Genomic DNA, 22,476 nt, shown 5'->3' on the forward strand with positions numbered 1-22,476 from the left:
CTCGCATCGCGCTTGTTGCCGCCGTCGCCGATGCTACATTGAAGACGGAAGTCTCCGGGGAGCCAACCGACGTGACGCGCCCGTTGCGGGATGCCCCGCAATTCTACCTCACCTCGCCGACCGCGTGCCCCTATCTGCCGGGCCGCGAGGAGCGGAAGGTGTTCACGCATCTCGTCGGGCCGCGCGCCGGCGACCTCAACAACGTCTTGTCGCAAGGCGGGTTCCGGCGCTCGCAGAGCATCGCCTACCGCCCGGCCTGCGAAACCTGCCGCGCCTGCGTCTCGGTGCGGATCTGCGTCGACGATTTCCGCTGGACGCGCGGCTTCCGCAAGGTGCTGGCGCATAATGGCGACCTCATCGGCGAGGCCCGCCCGCCGCAGCCGCGCTCCGAGCATTATTCGCTGTTCCGCTCCTATCTCGACGTGCGCCATCCCGATGGCGGCATGGCGACGATGTCGGCGCTCGATTTCGCGATGATGGTCGAGGACACCCATGTCGAGACCCATCTGATCGAGTACCGCCGCCGCGGCCCCGATTCCGGCTTCACCGGGCGCGGCGAGGGCGACCTCTTCGCCATGGCGCTGACCGACACGCTGAACGACGGCCTCTCCATGGTCTATTCGGTCTATGATCCGGGGCTGGAGGCCCGCTCGCTCGGCACCTTCATGGTGCTCGACCACATCGCCCGCGCCGGGCGGCTCGGACTGCCCTATGTCTATCTCGGCTATTGGGTCGATGGCTCGCCGAAAATGTCCTACAAGGCGCGCTTCCTGCCGCAGGAGCGCCTGATGCCGCAGGGCTGGGAACGGGTCGAGCACGCCGCTTCAACCGATTGAGGCGCATCAGGGCCGCGCGGAAAACGCGCTTGTCCCGCCGCGCCGGCGCCGCCACCCTGCCGCCTCCATCAAACCGCGCGGCGCCCCGGAGCGCCGCGCCACGGAGGAATGATGAGCGAAGAGCTGACCCGGCGCCTCGAGCGCTGCTACACCGGCGTCGTCCATGACGTGATGCGCGGCATGGGCCTGAGCGATTTCACCCTGCCGCCGGAGCTGCGCCCGCTGCTGCCCGGCCAGACGCTCGCCGGCCCCGCCTTCACCGTGGAGGGCAAGGCCGGGGCGTTCGATGCCCACGAGACGCTGCTGAGCTGGACCGGCCTGCTCTCGGCCGCCAAGCCCGGCCATGTCTGGGTCTGCCAGCCGAACACCGAGGAGGTGGCGCTGATGGGCGAGCTCTCGGCCGAGACGCTGAAGAACAAGGGCGTGCGCGGCTGCGTCATCGACGGGCTCTCGCGCGACACCGAATTCATGATCGAGATGGGCTTCCAGGCCTATTTCAAGGCCTATACCCCGCGCGACATCGTCGGCGCCTGGCTGCCCAAGGCGGTCGACGAGCCGATCAAGATCGGCGCGGTCTGGATCCGTCCCGGCGACTACATCCTCGCCGATCGCGACGGCGTGGTCCGCATCCCGGCCGAGATCGTCGAGGAGGTGGTCGAGAAATCCGAGGCCGCGATCTCGACCGAGAACAAGGTCCGCACCGCCATCCTCGCCGGCACCGACCCGCAGCAGGCCTATCTGCAATACGGCAAGTTCTGAAGCCGTCGCGCGCCCGGCTCAGGCCCGGGCGCGCCACCGCCACGGGAAACTGCAACTTATACGAGCAATGACGCAGTAGATAATCGTTCCGGCACGCTATACTTCAGAAGGAATCTGGAAAACGCTCCTATTCATGCCGGCAACCTCTGGAAAACCGCCACCGGCTTAAGAGTAAATCAAGTTCGCGCATTGCAGTCTCCCGCTACGTTACCGCCTTGGGGGCCTTCATGCTGCGCAACCTGACCCGGATGCCGACCGAGCTGTCGTCGGATTCGCGCCGTCAGTTGCTCAACGCCGTCACCGACCTGTTCCTGCTGGACCAGGACCCGAGCGACACCAGCAAGGACCATTACGGCGAGATCGCCGTGACTTCGCTCACCCATCTCGGCGACGAGGACCGCAAGGACTATGCCGACCGCGTCGCGGCGGCGCCGACGCTGCCGCGCAACGTCGCCGTCACGCTCGGCGGCGACGGCAATGCCGAGGTGGCGCGGCTCGTCCTCACCCTGTCGCCGGTGCTGACCGACGGCGACCTCGCCGCCATCGCCGTCAGCCAGAGCCAGCAGCATCTCGCGGCCATCGCCGAGCGTGCCCGCCTCTCCGAGAGCGTCACCGACATCCTGGTCGAGCGCGGCGACCGGGCGGTGCTCACCACCGTCTCCGCCAATGAGGGCGCGACCTTCTCCGATCGCGGTTTCGACCGGCTGCTGGAGCGCGGCAGGGGCGACGCCGCCATCGCCGGCAACCTCGCCCGCCGCTCCGACCTGGCGCCGCAGCGGGCCGAGCGCGTGCTGCGCATCGTCGGGCAATTGGCGCAGGACGCCGCCGGGGCCGACACGCCCCAGTCGCTCGCCCGCCAGGCGCGCCAGCAGCGGCTCGAGGTCAAGCTCCTGCTCGCCGACCTCGCCGCCAAGGTGCGCGAGGTCGACGACGTGCTGACCATGCTCGCCGACGAGGACCGCGCCTATCATCTGGCGCAGGTGCTGGCGCAGGTCGCCGATATCGGCCCGGACCAGGCTCTGCGCGTGCTGATGCAGCGCGACGCCAGCGGCATCGCTGTGACCTGCCGCACGCTCGGCGTCGGCCTGACCGCCTTCCGCGCCATCCTGCAATTGCGGGCGCGGCGGCTGTATTTCTCCTCGCGCGACATCGACGACGATGTCGACGCTTATGCCAAGCTCGACCTCGCCACCGCCGAGCGGACGCTGCGCTTCCTCAAGCTCAGGACCAGGATCGCCTGAGCTGCCGCAGCCCTCGCCCGCCCGGAGCAAGCGCGGCGCCACAAAACGGCGACATTCGGCCGGCCCCATGCTAAGCTTCGGCCCGATGCCCGGCGCGAGGATGCCTTCGACGTGAGATTTTCGGTTGTTTCCGCCACGGCCGCCGCCGCGGCCCTGACGATCGCCATGGGAACGGCGCCCGCCCGCGCCCAGAGCGTCCTGCCGCTCTCCGGTTTTTCCAGCCTGCCCTCCTTCGCCTGGGACGGCCCGACCCTCTCGCCGAAATGGGAGGGCTCCTATGCGCGCATCTCCTCCGGCTTCCAGGTGACCAGCGGCAAGCATATGCGCACCAGCGCCGGCCCGACCTTCGGGCTCGAGATGGGGACGATGCGGCGCGAGGGCAATTTCGTCTACGGCATCGTCGGCGCGATCGACTACGCGCCCGCCATCGGCGGCTACGGCACGCCGAGCTTCGGCAGCGTCGCCTATACGCGCGATTTCGCCGGTGCGTTCCAGATCAAGACCGGCGTGCTCGTGACGCCGGACGTGCTGGTCTACAGCAAGGTCGGCATGTCGGCGGCGAACGAGACCTGGCGCTACGGCGCGACGCCGTTCTCGCCGCCCTTCAGCCAAAGCGACATCGCGGTCAGGCCCGAGGCCAGGGCCGGGGTGGAATGGGCCGTCACCGACAAGCTGACGCTGGGCGTCGAGGTCGGCGTCGTCGGCCAGCGGATTCGCTGAGGACCCGATTCAAGACGCTGCGAATCCGATTCCGGAATTGCGCATAAGCCGTTGAAATCGCTGTCCTTACGACAATCTCACCAGATCGAGCCAACGGCGCGGCGGCGCCGCTCGCCCGGCGGCAGGCACGGCCGCGCAGGATGAGCCATGGCGCGAAGCCGTGGCTCCGCGCGCAACCGCCTCAGCCCCCGAAAGTGTTGCTCTTCGGGAAGCCCTTCGGCGGTAGGCGGCCGGCCTCGGCGCGGTGCCCGAGCCATTCGATGAGATCGGCCTGCGCCACCGTCCAGGTCCGGCCGGAGGTGTCGAGCCAGGTCAGCCCGTCGGCGAGCTTGAAGGTCCTGGCGTCGCTGAGGCCGCCATCCTTGTAGCGCTGCAGGCGCACGCCCTTGCCCCGCGCCATCTCCGCGACCTCGGAAATCGGGAAGCAGAGCAGCTTGCGGTTCTGGCCGATGATCGCGACATGGTCGCCATCGGCCGGCACGGCGAGCATCGCCACCGCCTTGCCGTCGACATTCAGCACCTGCCGGCCCTTGCGGGTGTTGGCGACGACATCGTCGGCGGCGGCGACGAAGCCCCTGCCCTCGCTGGTCGCCATCAGCAGCTTCGTGCCGGGGCGGTAGGGGAAGGCCTGGACGATCTCGGCCGCCTCCTCCAGCTCGATCATCAGGCGGATCGGATCGCCGAAGCCGCGCCCTCCCGGAAGCTTGGAGGCATCCAGCGTGAAGACCTTGCCGTTGGAGGCGAGCACCAGCACCTTCGCCGTCGTCTCGGTGAAGAAGGCCGTCTGGAGCGCGTCGTCACCCTTGAAGGAGAAGCTCGACTTGTCCTGGACATGGCCCTTCAGCGCCCTGATCCAGCCCTTCTTCGAGATGACGACGGTGATCGGCTCGCGCTCGACCATGGCCTGAGTCAGATCGATATCGGCGGTGTCGGGCATGTCGGCGAAATCGGTGCGGCGCTTGCCGATGGTCGTCTCCGGGCCGAAGGACTTCTTCACCTGGCGGATGTCCCAGGCGATGGTCTTCCACTGCGTCGCCTCGGAGGCGAGCAGGTCCTCGATCTGCGACTTCTCCTTGGTGAGCTCGTCGAGCTCGGTCTTGAGCTGCATCTCCTCGAGCTTGCGCAGCGCCCGCAGGCGCGTGTCGAGGATGGCGTTGGCCTGGATCTCGGTGAGGTCGAAGACCTTCATCAATTCGAGCTTCGGCTCGTCCTCCTCGCGAATGATCTTGATGACGCGGTCGAGGTCGAGATAGACGATCAGCAGGCCGCGCAGGATCTCCAGGCGCCTGTCGATCTGGCCGAGCCGGAAGCGCGAACGCCGCTGCAGAACCTCGCGGCGATGGTCGAGCCAGGCGCGCAGCGCCTCGGCGAGGCCGAGCACGCGCGGCACCAGCCCGCCGGTCAGCACGTTCATGTTCATCGGAATGCGCGCTTCGAGCTCGGAGAGCCGGAACAGCGATTCCATCATCAGATTGGCGTCGACATTGCGGGCGCGCGGCTCGATGACGATGCGGATGTCCTCCGCCGACTCGTCGCGCAAATCCGCGACCAGCGGCAGCTTCCGGTCGTTGAGGAGTTCCGCGATCTTCTCGATCAGGCGGCCCTTCGAGACCATGTAGGGGATCTCGGTGACGACGGCGAGCCAGGTGCCGCGGCCCTGGTCCTCGACATGCCAGCGCGCCCGGGTGCGGAAGGCGCCGCGCCCGGTGCGGTAGGTCTCCGCCATCGATTCGCGGCTCTCGACGATGATGCCGCCGGTCGGGAAGTCCGGGCCGGGCACGAAGGTCATGAGCTGCTCGGAGGAGGTCTCCGGGTGCTGGATCAGGTAGAGCGCGGCGTCGCAGAGCTCGGCGGCGTTGTGCGGCGGGATCGAGGTCGCCATCCCGACCGCGATGCCCTGCGAGCCGTTGGCCAGCAGGTTCGGGAAGGCCGCCGGCAGGACGATGGGCTCCTCGTCCTCGCCGTTATAGGTCTCGCGGAAATCGACCGCGTCCTCGTCGAGACCGTCGAGCAGGAGGCGCGCGACCTCGGTCATGCGCGCCTCGGTGTAGCGGTAGGCGGCGGCGTTGTCGCCGTCGATATTGCCGAAATTGCCCTGCCCGTCGACGAGCGGGTAGCGCTGGGCGAAGTCCTGCGCGAGGCGCACCAGCGCATCGTAGACCGACTGGTCGCCATGCGGGTGGAACTTGCCGATGACGTCGCCGACGATGCGGGCGCATTTCTTGTGGACCTGGCCCGGATCGAGCCTGAGCAGCCGCATGGCGTGCAGGATGCGGCGATGGACCGGCTTGAGCCCGTCGCGCGCATCCGGCAGGGCGCGGTGCATGATGGTCGAGAGCGCATAGGCGAGATAGCGCTCCTCGAGCGCCGATTTCAGATCGATGCGCTCGGCTTCGTCCTCCGGCGGCGGATCGACCGGCTTGCCCATGCCTCTTCAGCCCTCGTCTTGTCGAAAACGCGCGCGGCTCAAGATCCCGAGCATCACGCGAAAACCGATACCCGCTTTTTCGTGTGATGCTCTATGGCACAGCGCGAATCAGCCTGCCAGAACAATGCAGGTACGCCGTCCCGCGCGCAAACGCCGGGCCGGGTTTTCGCGCTCAACCGGTGGATGAATCGGCGCCGCGCCCGGCAAGCTCGACCAGCCGCGCCCGCTCGGGCGGCTCGCGCAGGCCCCGCGCCTCGTAGACATGACGGCGCAGGAAGAAGCCGGTCAGGGCGAAGCCGGCAAGGAGATCCGCCGCCGAAGGCGGGCGCGCGCCCTGCCCCTCGGCCAGGAAAGCCGGCAGGGCGAGCAGGCGGTCGAGATAGGGCTGGGCCGCCGGGCGGCTGACCGCCTTGCCCGATTTCGGCGAGACATGGCTGAGATCGTCGGTCGAGCCGGTCGCGGCGCAGCGCGTCAGGTCGAGGCCGAAGCCGAGCTCGGAGAGCATGGCGAGCTCGAAGCGCACGATCAGCGCCGGCGCGAGGTCGGCATCGTCGAAATGCTCGATCAGCACGGCCAGCCCCTCATGCAGCGCCGGATGCGGGTCCCGTTCCGGCAGGAGGCGCAGCAGGCCGGCGACGGTCGCGAGCCCGTAGAGCGCGACCGGCGCGGCCATCAGCCGCGCGGCATGGGAGGCGAGCAGCTCGACCTTGTATTCGCCGAGATGCTCGTCGAGCCTGGCGCGCCAGGTCAGGGAGACGCGGTTGCCGGGCTGGAGCAGCGGCTGCGCCTTCTGCGAGCGCCCGCCCCGGACGAGGCCGAGATGGCGGCCGTGATGGCGCGTCATCACCTCGAGGATCACGGCGCTCTCGCCATGCCCCTTCGCCCCGATGATCGTGCCCTCGTCGGCCCATTCCATGCCGGCGAGTTAGGGCCTGCGATGCCGGGCGGTCAATTTCCGCCGCTGCCGTCCCGGACAGGCCGCGTCAGCGGCGCCGATCCGGGATCCGTGCCGGAGCGCTTCCCGAAGAGGCTCAGACATCTCCGCTTCGCGCGCCCGGGATGACCGTGCGAAAATTCTGCGCGGCCTGAGCCTATCCCAGCACGCGCTCGACGCGGCTGATCTGCCGCTTCTCGCGCAATTCGCTGATGATCGCCGAAAGATGCTTCAGGTCCCAGACCGAGAGGTCGATGGTGACGTCGGTGAAGTCCGGGTTCGGGCGGTTCATCTGCACCGAATCGATGTTGCCGTCATGCTCTGCGATGGTGGTGGTGATCTGCGCCAGGGAGCCGGGCTCGTTGATCGACTTCAGCGCGATGCGGGCCGGGAAGCGCTGCGGCACCTTGTCGTCGATGTCCCAGCGCACGTCGAGCCAGCGGTCCGGCTCGTTGTCGAAGGCGGCGAGCGCCGGCGACTGGATCGGATAGATCGTCACCCCCTCGCCCGGCGAGAGGATGCCGACGATGCGGTCGCCCGGCACCGCCCCGCCCTGCGGCGAGAAGCGCACCGGCAGGTCGCGGCCGAGGCCGCGGATCGGGATGGCGTCGGCGCCGGGCTCGCCCGGCAGCTTGAATTTCAGGTTGTCCCCCGAGCCGAGCTCGAACCAGCCCTTGCCGTTGGCGACGCCCGCAGGCCTGACCTCGCCGGCCGCGCGCTTTTCCGGCTCGAGATCGGGATAGACCGCCTTGACCACGTCGCCGGAATACATCTCGCCGCGGCCGACGGCGGCGAGCACGTCGTCCACGGTGTTGCGGGCGAGACGCTTCAGCGCCGCCTTGAGCTTCTCGTCGGAGAAGGCCTTTTCGGCGCGGGTGAAGGCGCGCTCCAGGATCTGGCGGCCGAGCCCGGCATATTGCCGGCGCACGGCGACGCGCGTGGCGCGGCGGATGGCGGCGCGGGCCTTGCCGGTGACGACCAGCGACTCCCAGGCGGCGGGGGGCGCCTGGCCTTCGGCGCGGGTGATCTCGACCTCGTCGCCGTTCTGCAATTCGGTCAGCAGCGGGGCGATGCGGCCGTTGATCTTGGCGCCGACCGCGCTGTTGCCGACATCGGTGTGGACGGCATAGGCGAAGTCGATCGGCGTCGCGCCGCGCGGCAGGGCGATGAGCCGGCCCTTGGGCGTGAAGCAGAAGACCTGGTCGTGGAAGAGCTCGAGCTTGGTGTGCTCGAGGAACTCCTCGGGGCTGTCGCCTTCCGCCAGCAGGTCGACGGTGCGGCGCAGCCATTGATAGGCGCGGCTCTCATCGGCGAGCTGGATCGGCTCGCCCGGGCGGCCGTCCTTGTAATGGGCATGGGCGGCGATGCCGTATTCAGCGATGCGGTCCATCGCATCGGTGCGGATCTGCAGTTCGACGCGGCTGTGGCCCGGGCCGACGACCGTGGTGTGGATCGAGCGGTAATCGTTCTGCTTCGGCGTCGAGATGTAGTCCTTGTAGCGGCCCGGCACCATCGGCCAGGTCATGTGGACGAGGCCGAGGACGCGGTAGCAATCCTCCGGCTTCTCGACGATGACGCGGAAGCCGAAGATGTCGGAGAGCTGCTCGAAGGAGACGGATTTGCGCTCCATCTTCTTCCAGATCGAATAGGGCCGCTTGCGGCGGCCATGGACCTCGGCCTGGATGCCGCTGGCGGCGAGCTTGTCCTTGAGATCCTGCTCGATCTCGCCGATGACCCTGCCCTCGCGCACGGTCACCTCCTCCAGCCGCTTGGTCACGGTGGCGTGGGCTTCCGGCTTGATGTGGCGGAAGGCGAGCTCCTCCAGTTCCTCGCGCAATTCCTGCATGCCCATGCGGCCGGCAAGCGGGGCGTAGATCTCGATCGTTTCCTCGGCGATGCGCAGGCGTTTCTCCGGGGGCACGAAATGCAGGGTCCGCATGTTGTGCAGCCGGTCGGCCAGCTTCACCAGCAGGACGCGGATGTCGTCGACGATGGCGAGCAGCAGCTTGCGGAAATTCTCGCCCTGCGCCGCCTTCTTCGAGACCAGGTCGAGCTTCTTGATCTTGGTCAGCCCGTCGACGAGCCGGCGGATATCCGGCCCGAACAGGTTCTCGATCTCCTCCAGCGTCGCCGCGGTATCCTCGACCGTGTCGTGCAGCACGGCGGCGACGATGGTGGCGTCGTCGAGCTTGAGGTCGGTCAGGATCCCGGCGACTTCGAGCGGATGCGCGAAGAAGGGATCGCCCGAGGCGCGCTTCTGCGTGCCATGCGCGCGCATGGCGTAGACATAGGCCCGGTTGAGCAGGTCCTCGTCGGTGTTCGGATTGTAGCTCTTGACCCGGTCAACGAGCTCGTATTGCCGCATCATGCCCATGCGGGCCCCAGCCTCATCCTGCGATCATTGCAACGCATCATTATTTGCTCAGCCAAGGGCGCCAGCAAGGCGTTTTCCGGAAGGCGGGCATGAAAAAGCCCGGCACTGCCGGGCTTTAGCGGGAAACGGTGAACAATCGATTCACACGCGGCAGGGTCCCGAACGACTCCGGAAAGCGGCTTGCCCCTTTCCGGCGCCGAGCCCGGCGAGGCTCAGTCCTCGTCGTCGGCGCTCTCGGTCGGCGGCACGAGGCCGTCGAGGCCGCGCAGCAGGTCTTCCTCGCTCATCCGGTCGAACTGGACGTCGGCATCCGAGCCGCCGCCGGCCGCGGCCGCCGGGTTGGCGAGCAGCGGCACCGTCTCGGGCTCCGGCTCGTCGACCTCGACATGCTTCTGCAGCGAGTGGATCAGCTCTTCCTTGAGGTCTTCCGGCGTCAGCTTCTCTTCGGCAATCTCGCGGAGCGCGACGACGGGGTTCTTGTCGTTGTCGCGCGGCACCAGGATCGAGGCGCCCGAAGCGATGGTGCGGGCGCGATGGGCGGCGAGCAGGACCAGCTCGAAGCGGTTGTCGACCTTGTCGATGCAGTCTTCAACGGTAACGCGAGCCATGGATGGCGGCTCCTTCCGATCTCGGCGATGCAGGGAAATGGATTTGGCCACGGCCTTACAGGCAAAGCCGGCGCGATGCAAGAAATTCGCGGGTCGGGGCCGCAATCCGCCTCAGGCGCGCATCCGCCGCATCAGCTCGTCGAGCGTCGGGTCGCGGCGCGCGCCTTCCGCCGTCGCGACCCGGCCGCTCATCGCCGGCAGCTCATGCGGCGCGAGCGCGGCGAAGCGCATCCGCATCGTCGTCGCGACGCCTTCGCCGAAGGCGATCGCCTCACGGTTGCCGATTGAGGAGAGGAAGCCGACCGTGCTGGCGGAGGCGTCCGAGATCGCCGAGCGGATGATCTGCTGGTCGCGCTCATTGGCGAGCCGCATCGCGAAGATCGTCGAACATTGCGACAGGATCGTCGGGTCGAGCTCGCCGGGGCGCTGGGTGACGACGCCGAGATAGGCGCCGTATTTGCGACCTTCCTTGGCGATGCGGGCGATGGCCTGGCGCGTCGGCGCGAAGCCGAGCCCGGGGTCGGAGGGCACGTAGCGATGCGCCTCCTCGCAGAGCAGCAGCACCTCGAGCGCTCCCTCGCTCGCCATGGCCAGCTCGAAGGCGAGGCGCGACAGCACCGAGGCGACGGCGTTGACCACCTCCCCCGGCAGGCCGCCGAGCTGGAAGGCGGTGATCGGGCGGCCATGCATGGGAATGCGGAAGATCTGGCCGAGGATCGGCGCCATCGTCTCGTACATGTTGGCGCGGCCGAACATGAAGCCGTAGCGCGGATCGGCCTGGAGCGATTCCAGCCGGACCCGGAGCGAGCGCAGCGCGGCGCGCGGCCAGCGCTGCTCATGCAGGCCGATGAGCTCGTCGATCGCCGCGAAGACGTCCTTGAGCCGATAGGGCGTCGGCGCGTCGGGGGCGGCCTCGGGACGTGCGCCGCGCGTCCCGCCGAGATCGAGCGGGCGCTTCAGCAGGGAGGAGCCGAAATCGCGGGCGGGGTCCGGCGCCGCTGGCATGCGATAGCGCGACCGGGCGGCGGCGACCGCCTCGCGCAGGATGTCGGGCTCGTCGTCCAGCGCCGGGCGGCCGCGGAAAACGATATCGGCCAGCTCCTCCTGCCTGAACATCCAGAACGGCAGGTCGAGCGCATCGCCGTCGATGGTCAGCGACAGGTCGGGAAAGGCGCTCGAATATTCGTTGTGCGGGTCGAGGATGAGCACGCGCAGGCGCGAGCGGAGCGCGACCGCCTTGCGCAGCAGCAGCGCCACCGCGCTCGACTTGCCGACGCCGGTGGTGCCCAGAAGCGCGAAATGGCGCGACAGCATGCTGCGGATGTCGACGGTGGCGGGGACGCTGGCATCCTGCGTGATCTCGCCGATGACCGCGCCTTCGCGCTCGCCGAGATCGTGCACCAGCGCGAGGTCGCCGGCGCGGATCCGGTGGGCGACGGCGCCGATCGGCGGATAGCCGGTGATACCGCTCTGGAAGCGCACCGCCCCGCCCGGCCCCTCCAGCACCTCGCCGAGGAACTCGACCTCGACCTGGATCGGATTCTCGGCCGTGTCGGTCCAGGCCGCCGCCACCGCATGCACGCGGTAGACCAGCGCGACGATGCGGCTGCGGCCGAGATTGATCGAGACCATGCGGCCGATCGCCCAGGCGTCTTCGGCGAGCCAGCTTCCGGTCGAGACCGCGCTGAGAATCGTCGCGCGCCCGCCATCGCAGGCGATCACCCGGCCGAGCACGCGCTCTGGCGGCTGGTTCGCGTCGCGACGGTCCGGCACGAGGTCGTTCTCGAAGATGCCCGACTTCACGGCAAGCTGCATGGTTCCACCACCTCGATCCCCGGTCATCGGTAAGGGAGAGCCGGTTACGATTGCTTTCACGGGCGCCGGAGCGTGGATTCGCGGTTAGCAAACCGCAAAGACGGCCGGGCGAGTTGCGCGCTTCGCGGGCGACGGGATCGACCGATCAGAATCGGTGGCCTTGCCATCACATTCGCTGCATTGAGCCCTGCGGCCGGTTTCGTCTATGGACGGCGCAAGAAGCGAGAGGGGCGGATCATGGCCGAGCGGCTGCGTCTGGGTGTCAATATCGACCATGTCGCGACGGTGCGGAACGCGCGCGGCGGCGCCGTGCCCGATCCGGTCCGCGCCGCGCATCTCGCCATCGCCGCCGGGGCCGACGGCATCACCGCCCATCTGCGCGAGGATCGGCGCCATATCCGCGACACCGACATGGCGCGCCTGAGCAGCGAACTGAGCAAGCCGCTCAATTTCGAGATGGCCGCGACCGACGAGATGATCGCGCTGGCCGAGCGCTTCCGGCCGCATGCCGCCTGCCTGGTGCCCGAGAAGCGCGAGGAGCGCACCACCGAAGGCGGGCTCGACGTCGTCGGGCAGCAGGCCCAGCTCGCGCCGCGCATCGCCCGGCTGAAGGCCGCCGGCTGCCGCGTCTCGCTGTTCATCGAGCCGGACGCGGCGCCGATCGAGACGGCCGCGCGGCTCGGCGCCCCCGTGGTCGAGCTGCATACGGGAAGCTGGTGCCACGCCGTCGCGGACGGCAATGCCGCGAAGGCCGAGGCGGAGTTCCAGCGGCTCAAGGGCGGCGCGGCGCATGCGGCCGCACTCGGGCTCGAGGTCCATGCCGGGCACGGGCTCGATTACGACACGGCGCGCCGGCTTGCCGCCGTGCCGGCCTTCGTCGAGTTCAACATCGGCCATTTCCTGATCGGCGAAGCGATCTTCGTCGGGCTCGAGGCGGCGATCCGCGGGATGCGCAAGGCCATGGACGAAGGGCGGGCGGGGAATTAAGCCGGGGCCATGATCCTCGGCATCGGCTCCGATCTCTGCGACATCACGCGCATCCAGAAATCGCTCGACCGCTTCGGCGAGCGCTTCACGCATCGTGTCTTCACCGAAGGCGAGCGCGCCAGATCCGACAGGCGGGCGACGCGCGCCGCCTCCTATGCCCGGCGCTTCGCGGCGAAGGAGGCCTGCTCGAAGGCTCTCGGCACCGGCATGCGGGCCGGCGTGTTCTGGCGCGACATGGAGGTGGTCAACCTGCCGGGCGGACGGCCGACGATGCGGCTCACCGGCGGCGCGGCCGAGCGGCTGAAGCGGATGACCCCGGCCGGCTTCGAGGCCTTCGTCCATGTCTCGCTGACCGACGACCCACCGCTGGCGCAGGCCTTCGTGGTGATCGAGGCGCGGCCCCGCGCCTAGAGACTGCGGCGTTTTCCTGGAAATTTCGGTCGCCCCGGACGCAGCCCTCGGATCCGGCCTTCGGCCGGTCCAAGGATAAGCTCCACGGAGACCCAAGGCCAGCAGCGCCACCCCCACCGGACCATGCCAGCCCTTGCTTCCGCGGCGGAGTCGGGCCGGGTTCGCTTCGGGCCGATCGGCGCGATGCCCCTGCGGCAAAGGAAAAGGCCGGCGCTGACGGCGCCGGCCTCGTTTCCGTCGCCGGGGGGAAGGCCCCGGCGGCCTCAGCGGCTCAGTTGCCGCTGACGATGCCTTCGGGCTCGCTGCTCAGCCAGCGATAGATCACGCCGCCGAGGATGCCGCCGATCAGCGGCGCGACCCAGAACAGCCAGAGCTGGCCGATCGCCCAGTCGCCGACGAACAGGGCCGGGCCGGTGCTGCGGGCCGGATTCACCGAGGTGTTCGTCACCGGGATGCTGACCAGGTGGATCAGCGCCAGGCCGAGGCCGATGGCGAGCGGCGCGAAGCCGGCCGGCGCCTTGCCATGGGTCGAGCCCATGATGATGAACAGGAACACCATCGTCATCACCACCTCCATCAGGAAGCCCGAGACGAGGTTGTACTTGCCGGGCGAATGGTCGCCATAGCCGTTCGAGGCGAAGCCGCCGGCGAGATCGAAGCCCGGGGCTCCCCGCGCGATCGCGTACAGCACCGCCGCGCCGGCGATCGCGCCGATGACCTGCGCGACGATGTAGGGCACCACCTGCCCGGCCGGGAAGCGCCCGCCGGCGGCGAGGCCGACCGTCACGGCCGGATTGAGATGGCAGCCGGAAATATGGCCGATCGCATAGGCCATCGTCACCACGGTGAGGCCGAAGGCGAGCGAGACGCCGAGCAGGCCGATGCCGACATTCGGAAAGCCGGCGGCGATCACCGCGCTGCCGCAGCCGGCAAAGGTAAGCCAGAACGTGCCGATAGCTTCGGCGACATATTTCTTTGCATTCATTAAAATAACCCCCGGTTGAATATTGGCGAACCCTGCCTCTGCGCCACAGATTCGTCAATATCCGCCCCCGCCCCCAAGGGGTGGTCTTGCCCCGAATCTTGCCTGGAAGCGAGGTTTCACCGGCCGCGACCGGGCGAACGGCTGGCCTGCGCCGGCGCGCCGCCTTCCGGCCGGCGGCGGGAGCCCGGCTCCGTCCGCGCAGCCCTTTCCGCGCGGAAAAGTGGTTTCCACTTTCCGGCCCGATGCTGTAGACCGCGCGCTGGATCGCAGTCCGGATCGCCGCCCGCCCGCCGGGCGCGGGCACGGCGGTCCATAAGGTTGTTATCGCACCGGATTCATCCGAAAAGTGGTATCCGCTTTTTGGTTCGGTGCTGCAGGGAGCGCCCGCGTGGCCAACGACGTCGACAGCAAAACCAAGGCGGCCAAGGAAGAAGGTGGCATCTTCGAGACGATCAAGGTGATCGTCCAGGCCCTTCTCATCGCGCTAGTCATCCGCACGCTGCTGTTCCAGCCCTTCAACATCCCCTCGGGCTCGCTGATCCCGACGCTGCTGATCGGCGACTACCTGTTCGTCTCGAAATACACCTACGGCTATTCGCGCTACTCGATCCCGTTCGGGCCGCCGGTGATGTCCGGCCGCGTCTGGGCGGCGGAGCCGAAGCGCGGCGACATCGCCGTGTTCAAGCTGCCGAGCGACAACTCGACCGACTACATCAAGCGCGTCATCGGCCTGCCCGGCGACCGCATCCAGATGATCGACGGCATCCTCAACATCAACGGCCAGCCGGTGAAGCGCGAGCGCATCGCCGACTACGTCACCACCGACAACTGGGGCCGCAGCGTCCCGGTGATCCGCTACAACGAGACCCTGCCCAACGGCGTGACGCACGAGATCATCGAGCGCGAGGGCGATACCGGCACCTTCGACAACACCCAGCTCTTCACCGTGCCGCCCGGCCATTTCTTCATGATGGGCGACAACCGCGACAACTCGCTCGATTCGCGCGACCGCAGCGTCGGCTACGTGCCCTTCGAGAACTTCGTCGGGCGGGCGGAGATCATCTTCTTCTCGATCGACGAGGGCGCCTCGGCCTGGAAGATCTGGGAGTGGCCCTATACGGTTCGCTGGAACCGGCTGTTCAGCACCATCAAGTGAGCAAGCCGAGCGAAGGCGGGCGCAAGGCCCCGGACACGGCGCGGCTGGAGGCCGCGCTCGGTCACCGTTTCGCCGACAAGGCCCTGCTGGCGACGGCGCTCACCCATATGAGCGCCGAGGAATCGCGGCTGGCGAGCTATCAGCGCCTCGAATTCCTCGGCGACCGGGTGCTCGGCCTGTCGATCGCCGACATGCTGTTCCGGCGCTATCCGCAATCGGAGGAAGGCAACCTGTCGCGCCGCCTCGCCGATCTGGTGCGCAAGGAGACCTGCGCCGAGGTGGCGCAGGCCTGGAATCTCGGCCAGTTCATGCGGCTCGGCGACGGCGAGATCCTGGGCGGAGCGCGCAAGAACAAGGCGATCCTGGCCGATGCCTGCGAGGCGATCATCGGCGCGGTGTTCATCGACGGCGGCTACGAGGCCGCCCGCGCCCTGGTCGAGCGCGCCTTCGGCGAGCGGCTGATGAAGCCGGTGCGGCCGCTGCGCGACGCCAAGACCGCGCTGCAGGAATGGGCGCAAGGCAAGGGCTATCCGACGCCAACCTATGTCGAGCGCGGCCGCTCCGGCCCCGACCATGCGCCCGTCTTCGTCGTCGCGGCCCGGATCGCCGGGCTCGCGGACAGCGAGGCGCGCGGGCCGTCGAAGCGGCTGGCCGAGCAGGCCGCGGCCGAAACTTTCCTGAAACGCGAGGGTTTGTGGAACGACAAGCCGGAGGACGAGAATGTCTGAGCTGGCCCAACCCACGCGCTGCGGCTTCGTCGCGCTGATCGGCGCGCCCAATGCCGGCAAGTCGACGCTGCTGAACCAGCTCGTCGGCGCCAAGATCTCGATCGTCTCGCGCAAGGTGCAGACGACGCGGACCCAGGTGCGCGGCATCGCGCTCTCCGGCCCGGCGCAGATCATCTTCGTCGACACGCCCGGCATCTTCGCGCCCAAGCGCCGGCTCGACCGCGCCATGGTGACGAGCGCCTGGGGCGGCGCCACCGACGCCGACCTGATCGGCGTGCTGATCGATGTGGCCCGCTTCGAGCACGAGGAAAACACCGTGCTGCTCGAGAAGCTCGCCGAGCTGAAGCAGCCGAAATTCCTGATCCTCAACAAGATCGACACCGTGCCGAAGGAGAAGCTGCTCGAGATCACCGCCAAGGTGAACGAGCGCGGCGCGTTCGAGGCCACCTTCATGGTCGCGGCGCTGACCGGCTACGGCGTCAAGGACATCCTCGCCTGGCTGGAGAAGCGGGTGCCGCCCGGCCCCTGGCTCTACCCGGAGGACCAGATCTCGGACGCGCCGCTGCGCTTCCTCGCCGCCGAGATCACCCGCGAGAAGATCTTCGAGCGCCTCCACGACGAATTGCCCTATCGGTCGACGGTCGAGACCGAGAGCTGGCAGCAGAAGCCGGACGGCTCGGTCAGGATCGAGCAGACGATCTATGTCGAGCGCGAGGGGCAGCGGAAGATCGTGCTCGGCGAGGGCGGGCAGACGATCAAGGCCATCGGCCAGAAGGCGCGCGCCGAGATCGCGGAGGCGGCCGAGGCCAAGGTGCATCTCTTCCTGTTCGTGAAGGTGCGCGAGAACTGGAGCGACGACCCGGAACGCTACCGCGAGATGGGTCTGGAGTTCCCCAGGGGCTGAGCGTCCGCGGGGCGATCCCCGAAGCGCGTTCACCAACCTGGCCGTCCCTGCTGTCACGGGAGGCGGGCCGGTCCCGGTCCGTTTTGGCATGTTCCGGCATGGCCGCGCCCATGCTTTGCCGGAGATCGCCGCAGCCCTTTTGCGTCCCAGCGCCTGCCTTTGCGGGGATCAAGGCCACCCTGCGGCAATGGGTCACCGATCCCGCTTGAAACTTGTCAAATTTCGTTCATGAACGACATTGTTAGAACGCGTTTTGCTTCCAATCTTGTTACTTGAAGTGATTTCAGCAGGAGTGATTGCCATGGCCGCCTCGCCGCGCATTGCGCTGTTCATCGACGGCGCCAATCTTTACGCGACCTCGAAGCAACTCGGCTTCGACATGGACTATCGCCGGTTGCTGCGCGAGTTCCAGGGACGCGGCAACCTGATCCGCGCCTTCTATTTCACCACACTGGTCGAAAGCGAGGAGTATTCCTCGATCAGGCCGCTGGTCGACTGGCTGGACTATAACGGATACCGCGTCATCACCAAGGCGGCGAAGGAGTTCACCGACGCCACCGGCCGCCGCCGCGTCAAGGGCAACATGGATATCGAGCTGGCGATCGAGATGCTTGAGCTCGCCCCTCATCTCGACCAGATCTACCTGTTTTCCGGCGACGGCGATTTCCGCCCTCTGGTCGAGGCGGTGCAGCGCAAGGGCGTGAAGGTCTCGGTGGTCTCGACGATCTCGACCAACCCGCCGATGGTCTCGGACGAGCTGCGCCGGCAATGCGACGACTTCGTCGATCTCGCCCAGCTCATGCCGAAGATCGGCCGGGATCCGGCCGAACGCATCGCCCGCAGCGCCGCGGCGCCGGGCGCGCCGGCGAATCCCTCCCTGGAGCGCCGCTACGGGATCAGGCAGGGCGACGAACCGGTCGAAGGGTAACAGATCCGCGTGGCAAGGCGCGTGGGATTGCCCGCGCCCACGCCCTCCGCGTCGCAGCCCCTACCCGCCCGTCTTCAGCAGCCGCTGCTTGTCGCGGTTCCAGTCGCGCGTCTTCTCGGTCTCGCGCTTGTCGTGGAGCTTCTTGCCCCGGCCGAGGCCCAGCTCGATCTTGGCCCGGCCCTTCTCGTTGAAATAGACCTTGAGCGGGACCACCGTGAAGCCCTCGCGCTGGATCGCGCCCATCAGCTTGTTGATCTGGCGGCGATGCAGCAGGAGCTTGCGCGGCCGGCGGACCTCATGGTTGAAGCGGTTCGCCTCGAGATATTCCGGGATGTAGGAGTTGAAGAGCCAGAGCTCGTCGCCCATCGGGCCGGCATAGCTCTCGCCGATCGTCGCCTTGCCGCCGCGCAGCGACTTGACCTCCGTGCCCTGCAGGGCGAGGCCGGCCTCGATCGTCTCCTTGATCTCGTAATGGAAGCGCGCCTTGCGGTTGTCCGCAGCCAGGCGATAGCGCTCCGGATCGGGTTTCTTCATGCCGTTCCGTTGAATCCGTGTTGCTTGACCAGGGCCGCCATGGCCTGAGATTCCGATTCAGGCTCGGCGCTCAAACCGTTGAGGACGCCCAGCTTGTCGTCCTCCCGCCGGTTCTGGCTGAGCTTGAACTTGCCGAGGATCGAGGCGATCTCGACCTCGACGCCGACGATGCCGCGGGCCTGCGCGGCGATGAAGGGTTCCGGCGCATCCGTCACCGCCCAGGGTTCGGCGCGGGGCGCCTCCTGCTGGCGGGTCAGGGATTCGAGCTGGGCGCGCAGCCAGGCCGGGTCCTCGATGGCCCGGGCGGGGCCGCGCACCTGCACGGTGACGTAGTTCCAGGTCGGCACCACCTTGCCGGTCTCGCGCTTGGTCGCATACCAGGCGGGCGTGACGTAGCGCTCGACGCCGGTGAAGATCACCAGCGTCTCGGCGCCGGCGGCGATCGCCTTCCACTGCGCGTTGGGGCGCGCGAGATGCGCGCGCAGCACGCCGTTCTCCCCGACATCCTCATGCAGGACGAAGGGCACGGGGTTGGCGACCAGGCCGCCCTCGCCGGCCGTCACCAGCGTGGCGAGCGGATGCTGGCGGATGAGCGCGTGCAACTGCGCGCGATCCTCGACCTTGAAGTGACTGGGCTCGTACATGGAAACGCTCCGGCAGTGGGCAGTCGGCAGTCGTGGTTTCGATCCGACTGCCGACTGCCGACCGCCTTACCTAAGCATTCAGCAGCCCGGCGAAAACCATGGCGTCGCGGATGGCCCTGCCGGTCTCCTTCGACACCGGCAGCAACGGCAGGCGGATCTCCTCCTCGATGCGGCCGAGCAGGGTCAGGCCGTGCTTGGCGCCGGCGAGGCCGGGCTCCTTGAAGGTCGCGTCATGCAGCGGCACCAGCCGGTCCTGCACCTTCAGAGCCCCGGCGTAGTCGCCCTTGAGCGCGGCTTCCATCAGGTCGGCGCAGAGGCGCGGCGCGACATTGGCGACGACCGAGATGCAGCCATGGCCTCCGGCGGCCATATAGGCCAGCGCCGTCATGTCCTCGCCCGAGAGCTGGATGAAGTCCGGCCCGAGCGCGTGGCGCTGCTGCGAGACGCGGGCGAGGTTGGCGGTGGCGTCCTTCACCCCGGCGATGTTCTTCAGCTCGTAGAGCCGGGCCATCGTCTCGACCGACATGTCGACCACCGAGCGCGGCGGGATGTTGTAGATGATGATCGGGATGCCGACCGCGTCGTTCACCGCCTTGAAGTGCCGGTACATGCCTTCCTGGGTCGGCTTGTTGTAATAGGGCGTGACCACGAGCACGGCCTCGGCCCCGGCCTTCTCGGCATGGACGGCGAGGTCGATGGCCTCGATGGTGTTGTTGGAGCCGGCGCCGGCGATCACCGGGACGCGGCCCTTCGCCTGGCCGACGACGATCTCGACCACGCGCTTGTGCTCGTCATGGGACAGCGTCGGGCTCTCGCCGGTGGTGCCGACGGGGACGAGCCCGGTCGAGCCGCTCTCGATCTGCCAGTCGACCAGCGCCCGCAGCGCAGCCTCGTCGATCTCGCCGTTTTTGAACGGCGTGACCAGAGCGGGCATCGAGCCGGCGAAGGCGGGGTGCTTGGTCATGAGGACCATCCTGAGGCGGAAATACGAGGTTGCGGGCCGTCACACATAAACCGTCGCCTCGCGGAGGCAAAGCCGGCAACCCATCAAAATGCGTATCGCCATGGTCAAGCCTTCTTCAACTCGATCTCTCCCAACAGCCCGGGATATCTCGCGGCACCCTGAAAGGCGTCGCCGGAACAGCGGCGGACGCAACCGGACCAAGCAGCAACGCTGAAAAGCGCTCCTCACCCCTTCCCAGCCCGGAGACCTCCGATGTCGGGTGAAGGGAGGGTCGCTGCGCTCCAGAGCCTCGGACCGAATATCGTATTCGGTCCGATCCTCCAGGTCTCTGATTTTGCGTCGCTTCTCCCGAAAACCGCGCTCCGCTTTTCGGGCCGATGCTCGATGCCGAGCAGGACGGCGCCTGTTTCGGCCCATGAGATGTCGAACCGCTGGAGCCGGCATGGCGAAAGCCGTCCGATCCAGGGCGAGATCGCCGAGACCGGCGATGACGACGGCTGCTTCGCGCCTGCCCTGTCGGCCGTCCGAACCCTTCGGCGGCGTGATCGAGCCGGGCCGAGGTTTATGCCCGGCCGCAGCGGCACGGCAAGGACCGGCCCCGCTATACGCGTTCGACCCTTGAAGATCGAAATCCGGCACCCATAAATCAGCCCCATCCGCATCCGCCCTGCGTCACGCCGGATGCGGGACCAGACCCATGTTGCTTCCAGGAGGATATGGCAATGGCACTGATGCCTTCCGACGATTTCGAGCGCCCGGTGATCATCCTGGCGGGCGCCGGCATCCCGACAGCGGTTTCATCGGCGATGGAGGCCTACATGTTCCTGGCCGATTGGCCCGGGAGCCGGCGCGACACGGCCCATGCCTTCGCATCGAAGGCCTGTCTGGCTGCGGTCCGCGGCGACATCGAGCCCGACACGGCGAGGGGGCTGTTCGCCTCATGGGCCGAGAAGCACGACATCCTGGCTCCCGATGTCGCGGCATTCGCCAGCAGCAGGCGCAAGGGCTCTCACGGCACGGCCTGAGCGCAAAAGGCCCCGCCAGCAAGATCTGGCGGGGCGCAGGAAGCATTCAGCCCTTCTCAAAGCAAATCCGCTGCTCACCCCACGGCGTCGACATGCATGTTCTCATCGCGATGCGTACCGCCCAAGGTGGCAGCCCAGGCCGCGGCAGCCGCTCCGACGAGCAGTGAGGCTGCCGTCAGGAAGGCGGTCAGAACAGCGATCTTGCGCGCCCGCTCCGCGGCCTGCTTGGCTGTGTCCTTGGCTTGCGAGAGACGGGCGTAGGCGTCGTCGATCCGCTTTTGCGCGTCCTGCTCGGAGATGCCGGACCGCGCGGCAAGGCGCGATGCGAGATAATCCCGGTCGCCCTGCTCGATCTTTCCATTCCTGAGCGCGCTGACGAAGATGCGGGATGCTTCGTCGCGTTCCTGGGCTGACGGCGGCTGCTGCCCATTCGCCCGCATCACGTTGTCGAGCGTCATTGCAAGCGGATCGACATTCTCGGACACCAGCGACGCCACGCCCGAGCTGACGCTGGCGACGCCGCTCGCGGCTGTCTTCGCCGCGCCGAAGAGCGAGGACGTCGCCACGACGGTGATCAAAAGGGCGCCGGTGGCCCAGACGAGAAGGCCATGGGTCGCGTCGCGCACCTTCCTTTCTTCTTGATTGGCATCGAAGCTCGGCTGGCGCATGCGACCCGCCAGATAGCCGCCGGCCATCGTGGCCGAAACCAGAATCCAGAGGGCCCAAAGCGCACCCGCGACAGCCAATGCGGTGGGGCTCGAGCTTCTCTCCAGATCGGCAGAGACCATCGACAGGCCGATCGCCGAGCCGAAGACTGTCATGATCGTCGATATCGCGGTGGCAATGACAGCACCGCCGATGATCGGCCCCCATTGTACATAGGAGCGGTTTTCCTTGTTGACGGTCACAGGAGCGACGACGACATCCGTTCCAGACATGGACATGGCGAGCTCCTATCGAAGACCGAGAAACGAGAGGATCGCCATGATGATCACCACCAAGCCGACGAGATAAATAATGCTGTCCATGCGCCCCTCCTGCTGACTTCACTGCCAAGTTGCGAGAGGCAAACGGCTGCGTGCCTCATTGGTTCCTGATCCGCTTCGAAACGAGAAGGCGGGGCTCCTTGCGGAGGCCGGGCTTTCATCGCCTGGCGCGATCTTCGCCGGGCGGTTCCGGCCAAGGTCGATTTGGGAGGAGGAGTTGCGTCTGCGGGGATCGCGCTGGCGGGAAAACGGCCTGAGGCGGCTTGAAGCCGGGGCGCCGGCCGGGCGACACCGGCATGTCGCTCGGCATGGCGAAGAGGTCATCGCGCAAGATCGACCGGAAGCTTCTCGCGGAGGCCACGAGGGAGAAGCGCGAACGCGCCGAGAACGACCCTTGGAAAAGCAAAGCCGAGGAGATTGACGATCGATCCTCAGACCGACGGTCCCGAAAGGGTTTGGGGAAATGTCATGGTTAAGCCTTCTTAAACCTGCTTCTCGGACCCTCTCTC

21 protein-coding genes are annotated in these 22,476 nt (G+C 67.7%); 11 read left to right on the forward strand and 10 right to left on the reverse strand.

Features of this window, described 5'->3' with window-relative positions; translation table 11 throughout:
• Positions 1 to 71 precede the first annotated feature (71 nt).
• From ACWH43_RS14155 to ACWH43_RS14170, 4 genes are all read left to right on the forward strand, one after another.
• Positions 72 to 836, forward strand: coding sequence for an arginyltransferase (locus tag ACWH43_RS14155; protein WP_158444630.1), 765 nt, complete (start codon positions 72 to 74; stop codon positions 834 to 836).
• A 111-nt stretch (positions 837 to 947) separates the two neighbouring features.
• Positions 948 to 1,595: an RraA family protein gene (locus tag ACWH43_RS14160; RefSeq protein ID WP_158444629.1), complete on the forward strand. Its 648-nt coding sequence runs from the start codon at positions 948 to 950 to the stop codon at positions 1,593 to 1,595.
• 227 nt (positions 1,596 to 1,822) lie between these two features.
• Entirely contained in the window at positions 1,823 to 2,836 is a 1,014-nt protein-coding gene (locus tag ACWH43_RS14165) for a DUF2336 domain-containing protein (protein ID WP_158448065.1), read from the forward strand.
• 111 nt (positions 2,837 to 2,947) lie between these two features.
• Positions 2,948 to 3,556 (forward strand): outer membrane protein, encoded by a 609-nt coding sequence (locus tag ACWH43_RS14170; RefSeq protein ID WP_260347885.1) that lies wholly within the window; start codon positions 2,948 to 2,950, stop codon positions 3,554 to 3,556.
• Positions 3,557 to 3,737: 181 nt separating this feature from the next.
• Here ACWH43_RS14170 and parC read toward each other — a convergent pair whose 3' ends face one another.
• The 5 genes from parC to ACWH43_RS14195 form a co-directional block, all read right to left on the reverse strand.
• Positions 3,738 to 5,984 (reverse strand): DNA topoisomerase IV subunit A, encoded by a 2,247-nt coding sequence (gene parC / locus ACWH43_RS14175; RefSeq protein WP_158445278.1) that lies wholly within the window; start codon positions 5,982 to 5,984, stop codon positions 3,738 to 3,740.
• Between the two features lie 172 nt (positions 5,985 to 6,156).
• Positions 6,157 to 6,900: a DNA repair protein RecO gene (gene recO, locus ACWH43_RS14180; protein ID WP_158445277.1), complete on the reverse strand. Its 744-nt coding sequence runs from the start codon at positions 6,898 to 6,900 to the stop codon at positions 6,157 to 6,159.
• 175 nt (positions 6,901 to 7,075) lie between these two features.
• The gene (locus ACWH43_RS14185) at positions 7,076 to 9,286 is read right to left on the reverse strand and encodes a RelA/SpoT family protein (RefSeq protein ID WP_158445282.1); all 2,211 of its coding nucleotides are present in this window, start codon (positions 9,284 to 9,286) and stop codon (positions 7,076 to 7,078) included.
• Positions 9,287 to 9,504: 218 nt separating this feature from the next.
• Positions 9,505 to 9,900 carry a DNA-directed RNA polymerase subunit omega gene (gene rpoZ / locus ACWH43_RS14190; protein ID WP_158445276.1) on the reverse strand — a complete coding sequence of 132 codons (396 nt, stop codon included), beginning with the start codon at positions 9,898 to 9,900 and terminating at the stop codon, positions 9,505 to 9,507.
• Between the two features lie 111 nt (positions 9,901 to 10,011).
• Positions 10,012 to 11,715 carry an ATP-binding protein gene (locus tag ACWH43_RS14195; protein WP_260347886.1) on the reverse strand — a complete coding sequence of 568 codons (1,704 nt, stop codon included), beginning with the start codon at positions 11,713 to 11,715 and terminating at the stop codon, positions 10,012 to 10,014.
• 237 nt (positions 11,716 to 11,952) lie between these two features.
• Between ACWH43_RS14195 and ACWH43_RS14200 the strand changes: the two genes are divergently transcribed.
• On the forward strand, positions 11,953 to 12,702 hold the full coding sequence (locus ACWH43_RS14200) for a pyridoxine 5'-phosphate synthase (protein ID WP_158445274.1): 750 nt from the start codon (positions 11,953 to 11,955) through the stop codon (positions 12,700 to 12,702).
• 9 nt (positions 12,703 to 12,711) lie between these two features.
• A complete protein-coding gene (acpS, locus tag ACWH43_RS14205) occupies positions 12,712 to 13,113 on the forward strand; it encodes a holo-ACP synthase (protein WP_158445273.1) in 402 nt (133 codons plus the stop codon).
• A 271-nt stretch (positions 13,114 to 13,384) separates the two neighbouring features.
• Here acpS and aqpZ read toward each other — a convergent pair whose 3' ends face one another.
• Positions 13,385 to 14,098 carry an aquaporin Z gene (gene aqpZ, locus ACWH43_RS14210; RefSeq protein WP_158445272.1) on the reverse strand — a complete coding sequence of 238 codons (714 nt, stop codon included), beginning with the start codon at positions 14,096 to 14,098 and terminating at the stop codon, positions 13,385 to 13,387.
• 388 nt (positions 14,099 to 14,486) lie between these two features.
• On the opposite strand from aqpZ, the gene lepB reads away from it, so the two are divergent.
• The 4 genes from lepB to ACWH43_RS14230 all read left to right on the forward strand — a co-directional run bounded on the left by lepB (position 14,487) and on the right by ACWH43_RS14230 (position 17,814).
• Positions 14,487 to 15,254: a signal peptidase I gene (gene lepB, locus ACWH43_RS14215; protein ID WP_158445271.1), complete on the forward strand. Its 768-nt coding sequence runs from the start codon at positions 14,487 to 14,489 to the stop codon at positions 15,252 to 15,254.
• The gene (rnc, locus tag ACWH43_RS14220; protein ID WP_158445270.1) at positions 15,251 to 15,982 is read left to right on the forward strand and encodes a ribonuclease III; all 732 of its coding nucleotides are present in this window, start codon (positions 15,251 to 15,253) and stop codon (positions 15,980 to 15,982) included. The genes lepB and rnc overlap by 4 nt, the downstream gene beginning before the upstream one ends.
• Entirely contained in the window at positions 15,975 to 16,886 is a 912-nt protein-coding gene (gene era, locus ACWH43_RS14225; protein WP_158445269.1) for a GTPase Era, read from the forward strand. The genes rnc and era overlap by 8 nt, the downstream gene beginning before the upstream one ends.
• Before the next feature lie 301 nt (positions 16,887 to 17,187).
• A complete protein-coding gene (locus ACWH43_RS14230) occupies positions 17,188 to 17,814 on the forward strand; it encodes a LabA-like NYN domain-containing protein (RefSeq protein ID WP_158445268.1) in 627 nt (208 codons plus the stop codon).
• A gap of 60 nt (positions 17,815 to 17,874) precedes the next feature.
• Here the strand turns inward: ACWH43_RS14230 and smpB are convergent, their stop codons facing one another.
• From smpB to dapA, 3 genes are all read right to left on the reverse strand, one after another.
• Entirely contained in the window at positions 17,875 to 18,348 is a 474-nt protein-coding gene (smpB, locus tag ACWH43_RS14235; protein ID WP_158445267.1) for an SsrA-binding protein SmpB, read from the reverse strand.
• Complete coding sequence (locus tag ACWH43_RS14240; protein ID WP_158445266.1) at positions 18,345 to 18,992, reverse strand: FMN-binding negative transcriptional regulator; 648 nt, start codon at positions 18,990 to 18,992, stop codon at positions 18,345 to 18,347. The genes smpB and ACWH43_RS14240 overlap by 4 nt, the downstream gene beginning before the upstream one ends.
• Before the next feature lie 70 nt (positions 18,993 to 19,062).
• Complete coding sequence (gene dapA / locus ACWH43_RS14245) at positions 19,063 to 19,956, reverse strand: 4-hydroxy-tetrahydrodipicolinate synthase (protein WP_158445265.1); 894 nt, start codon at positions 19,954 to 19,956, stop codon at positions 19,063 to 19,065.
• A 722-nt stretch (positions 19,957 to 20,678) separates the two neighbouring features.
• Here dapA and ACWH43_RS14250 point away from each other — a divergent pair.
• Entirely contained in the window at positions 20,679 to 20,981 is a 303-nt protein-coding gene (locus tag ACWH43_RS14250; protein ID WP_375796987.1) for a DUF982 domain-containing protein, read from the forward strand.
• Between the two features lie 74 nt (positions 20,982 to 21,055).
• On the opposite strand, the gene ACWH43_RS14255 is transcribed toward ACWH43_RS14250, so the two are convergent.
• Positions 21,056 to 21,925 (reverse strand): hypothetical protein, encoded by an 870-nt coding sequence (locus ACWH43_RS14255; RefSeq protein ID WP_158445264.1) that lies wholly within the window; start codon positions 21,923 to 21,925, stop codon positions 21,056 to 21,058.
• Positions 21,926 to 22,476: the final 551 nt, after the last annotated feature.

Source organism: Allobosea minatitlanensis, from assembly GCF_964020775.1.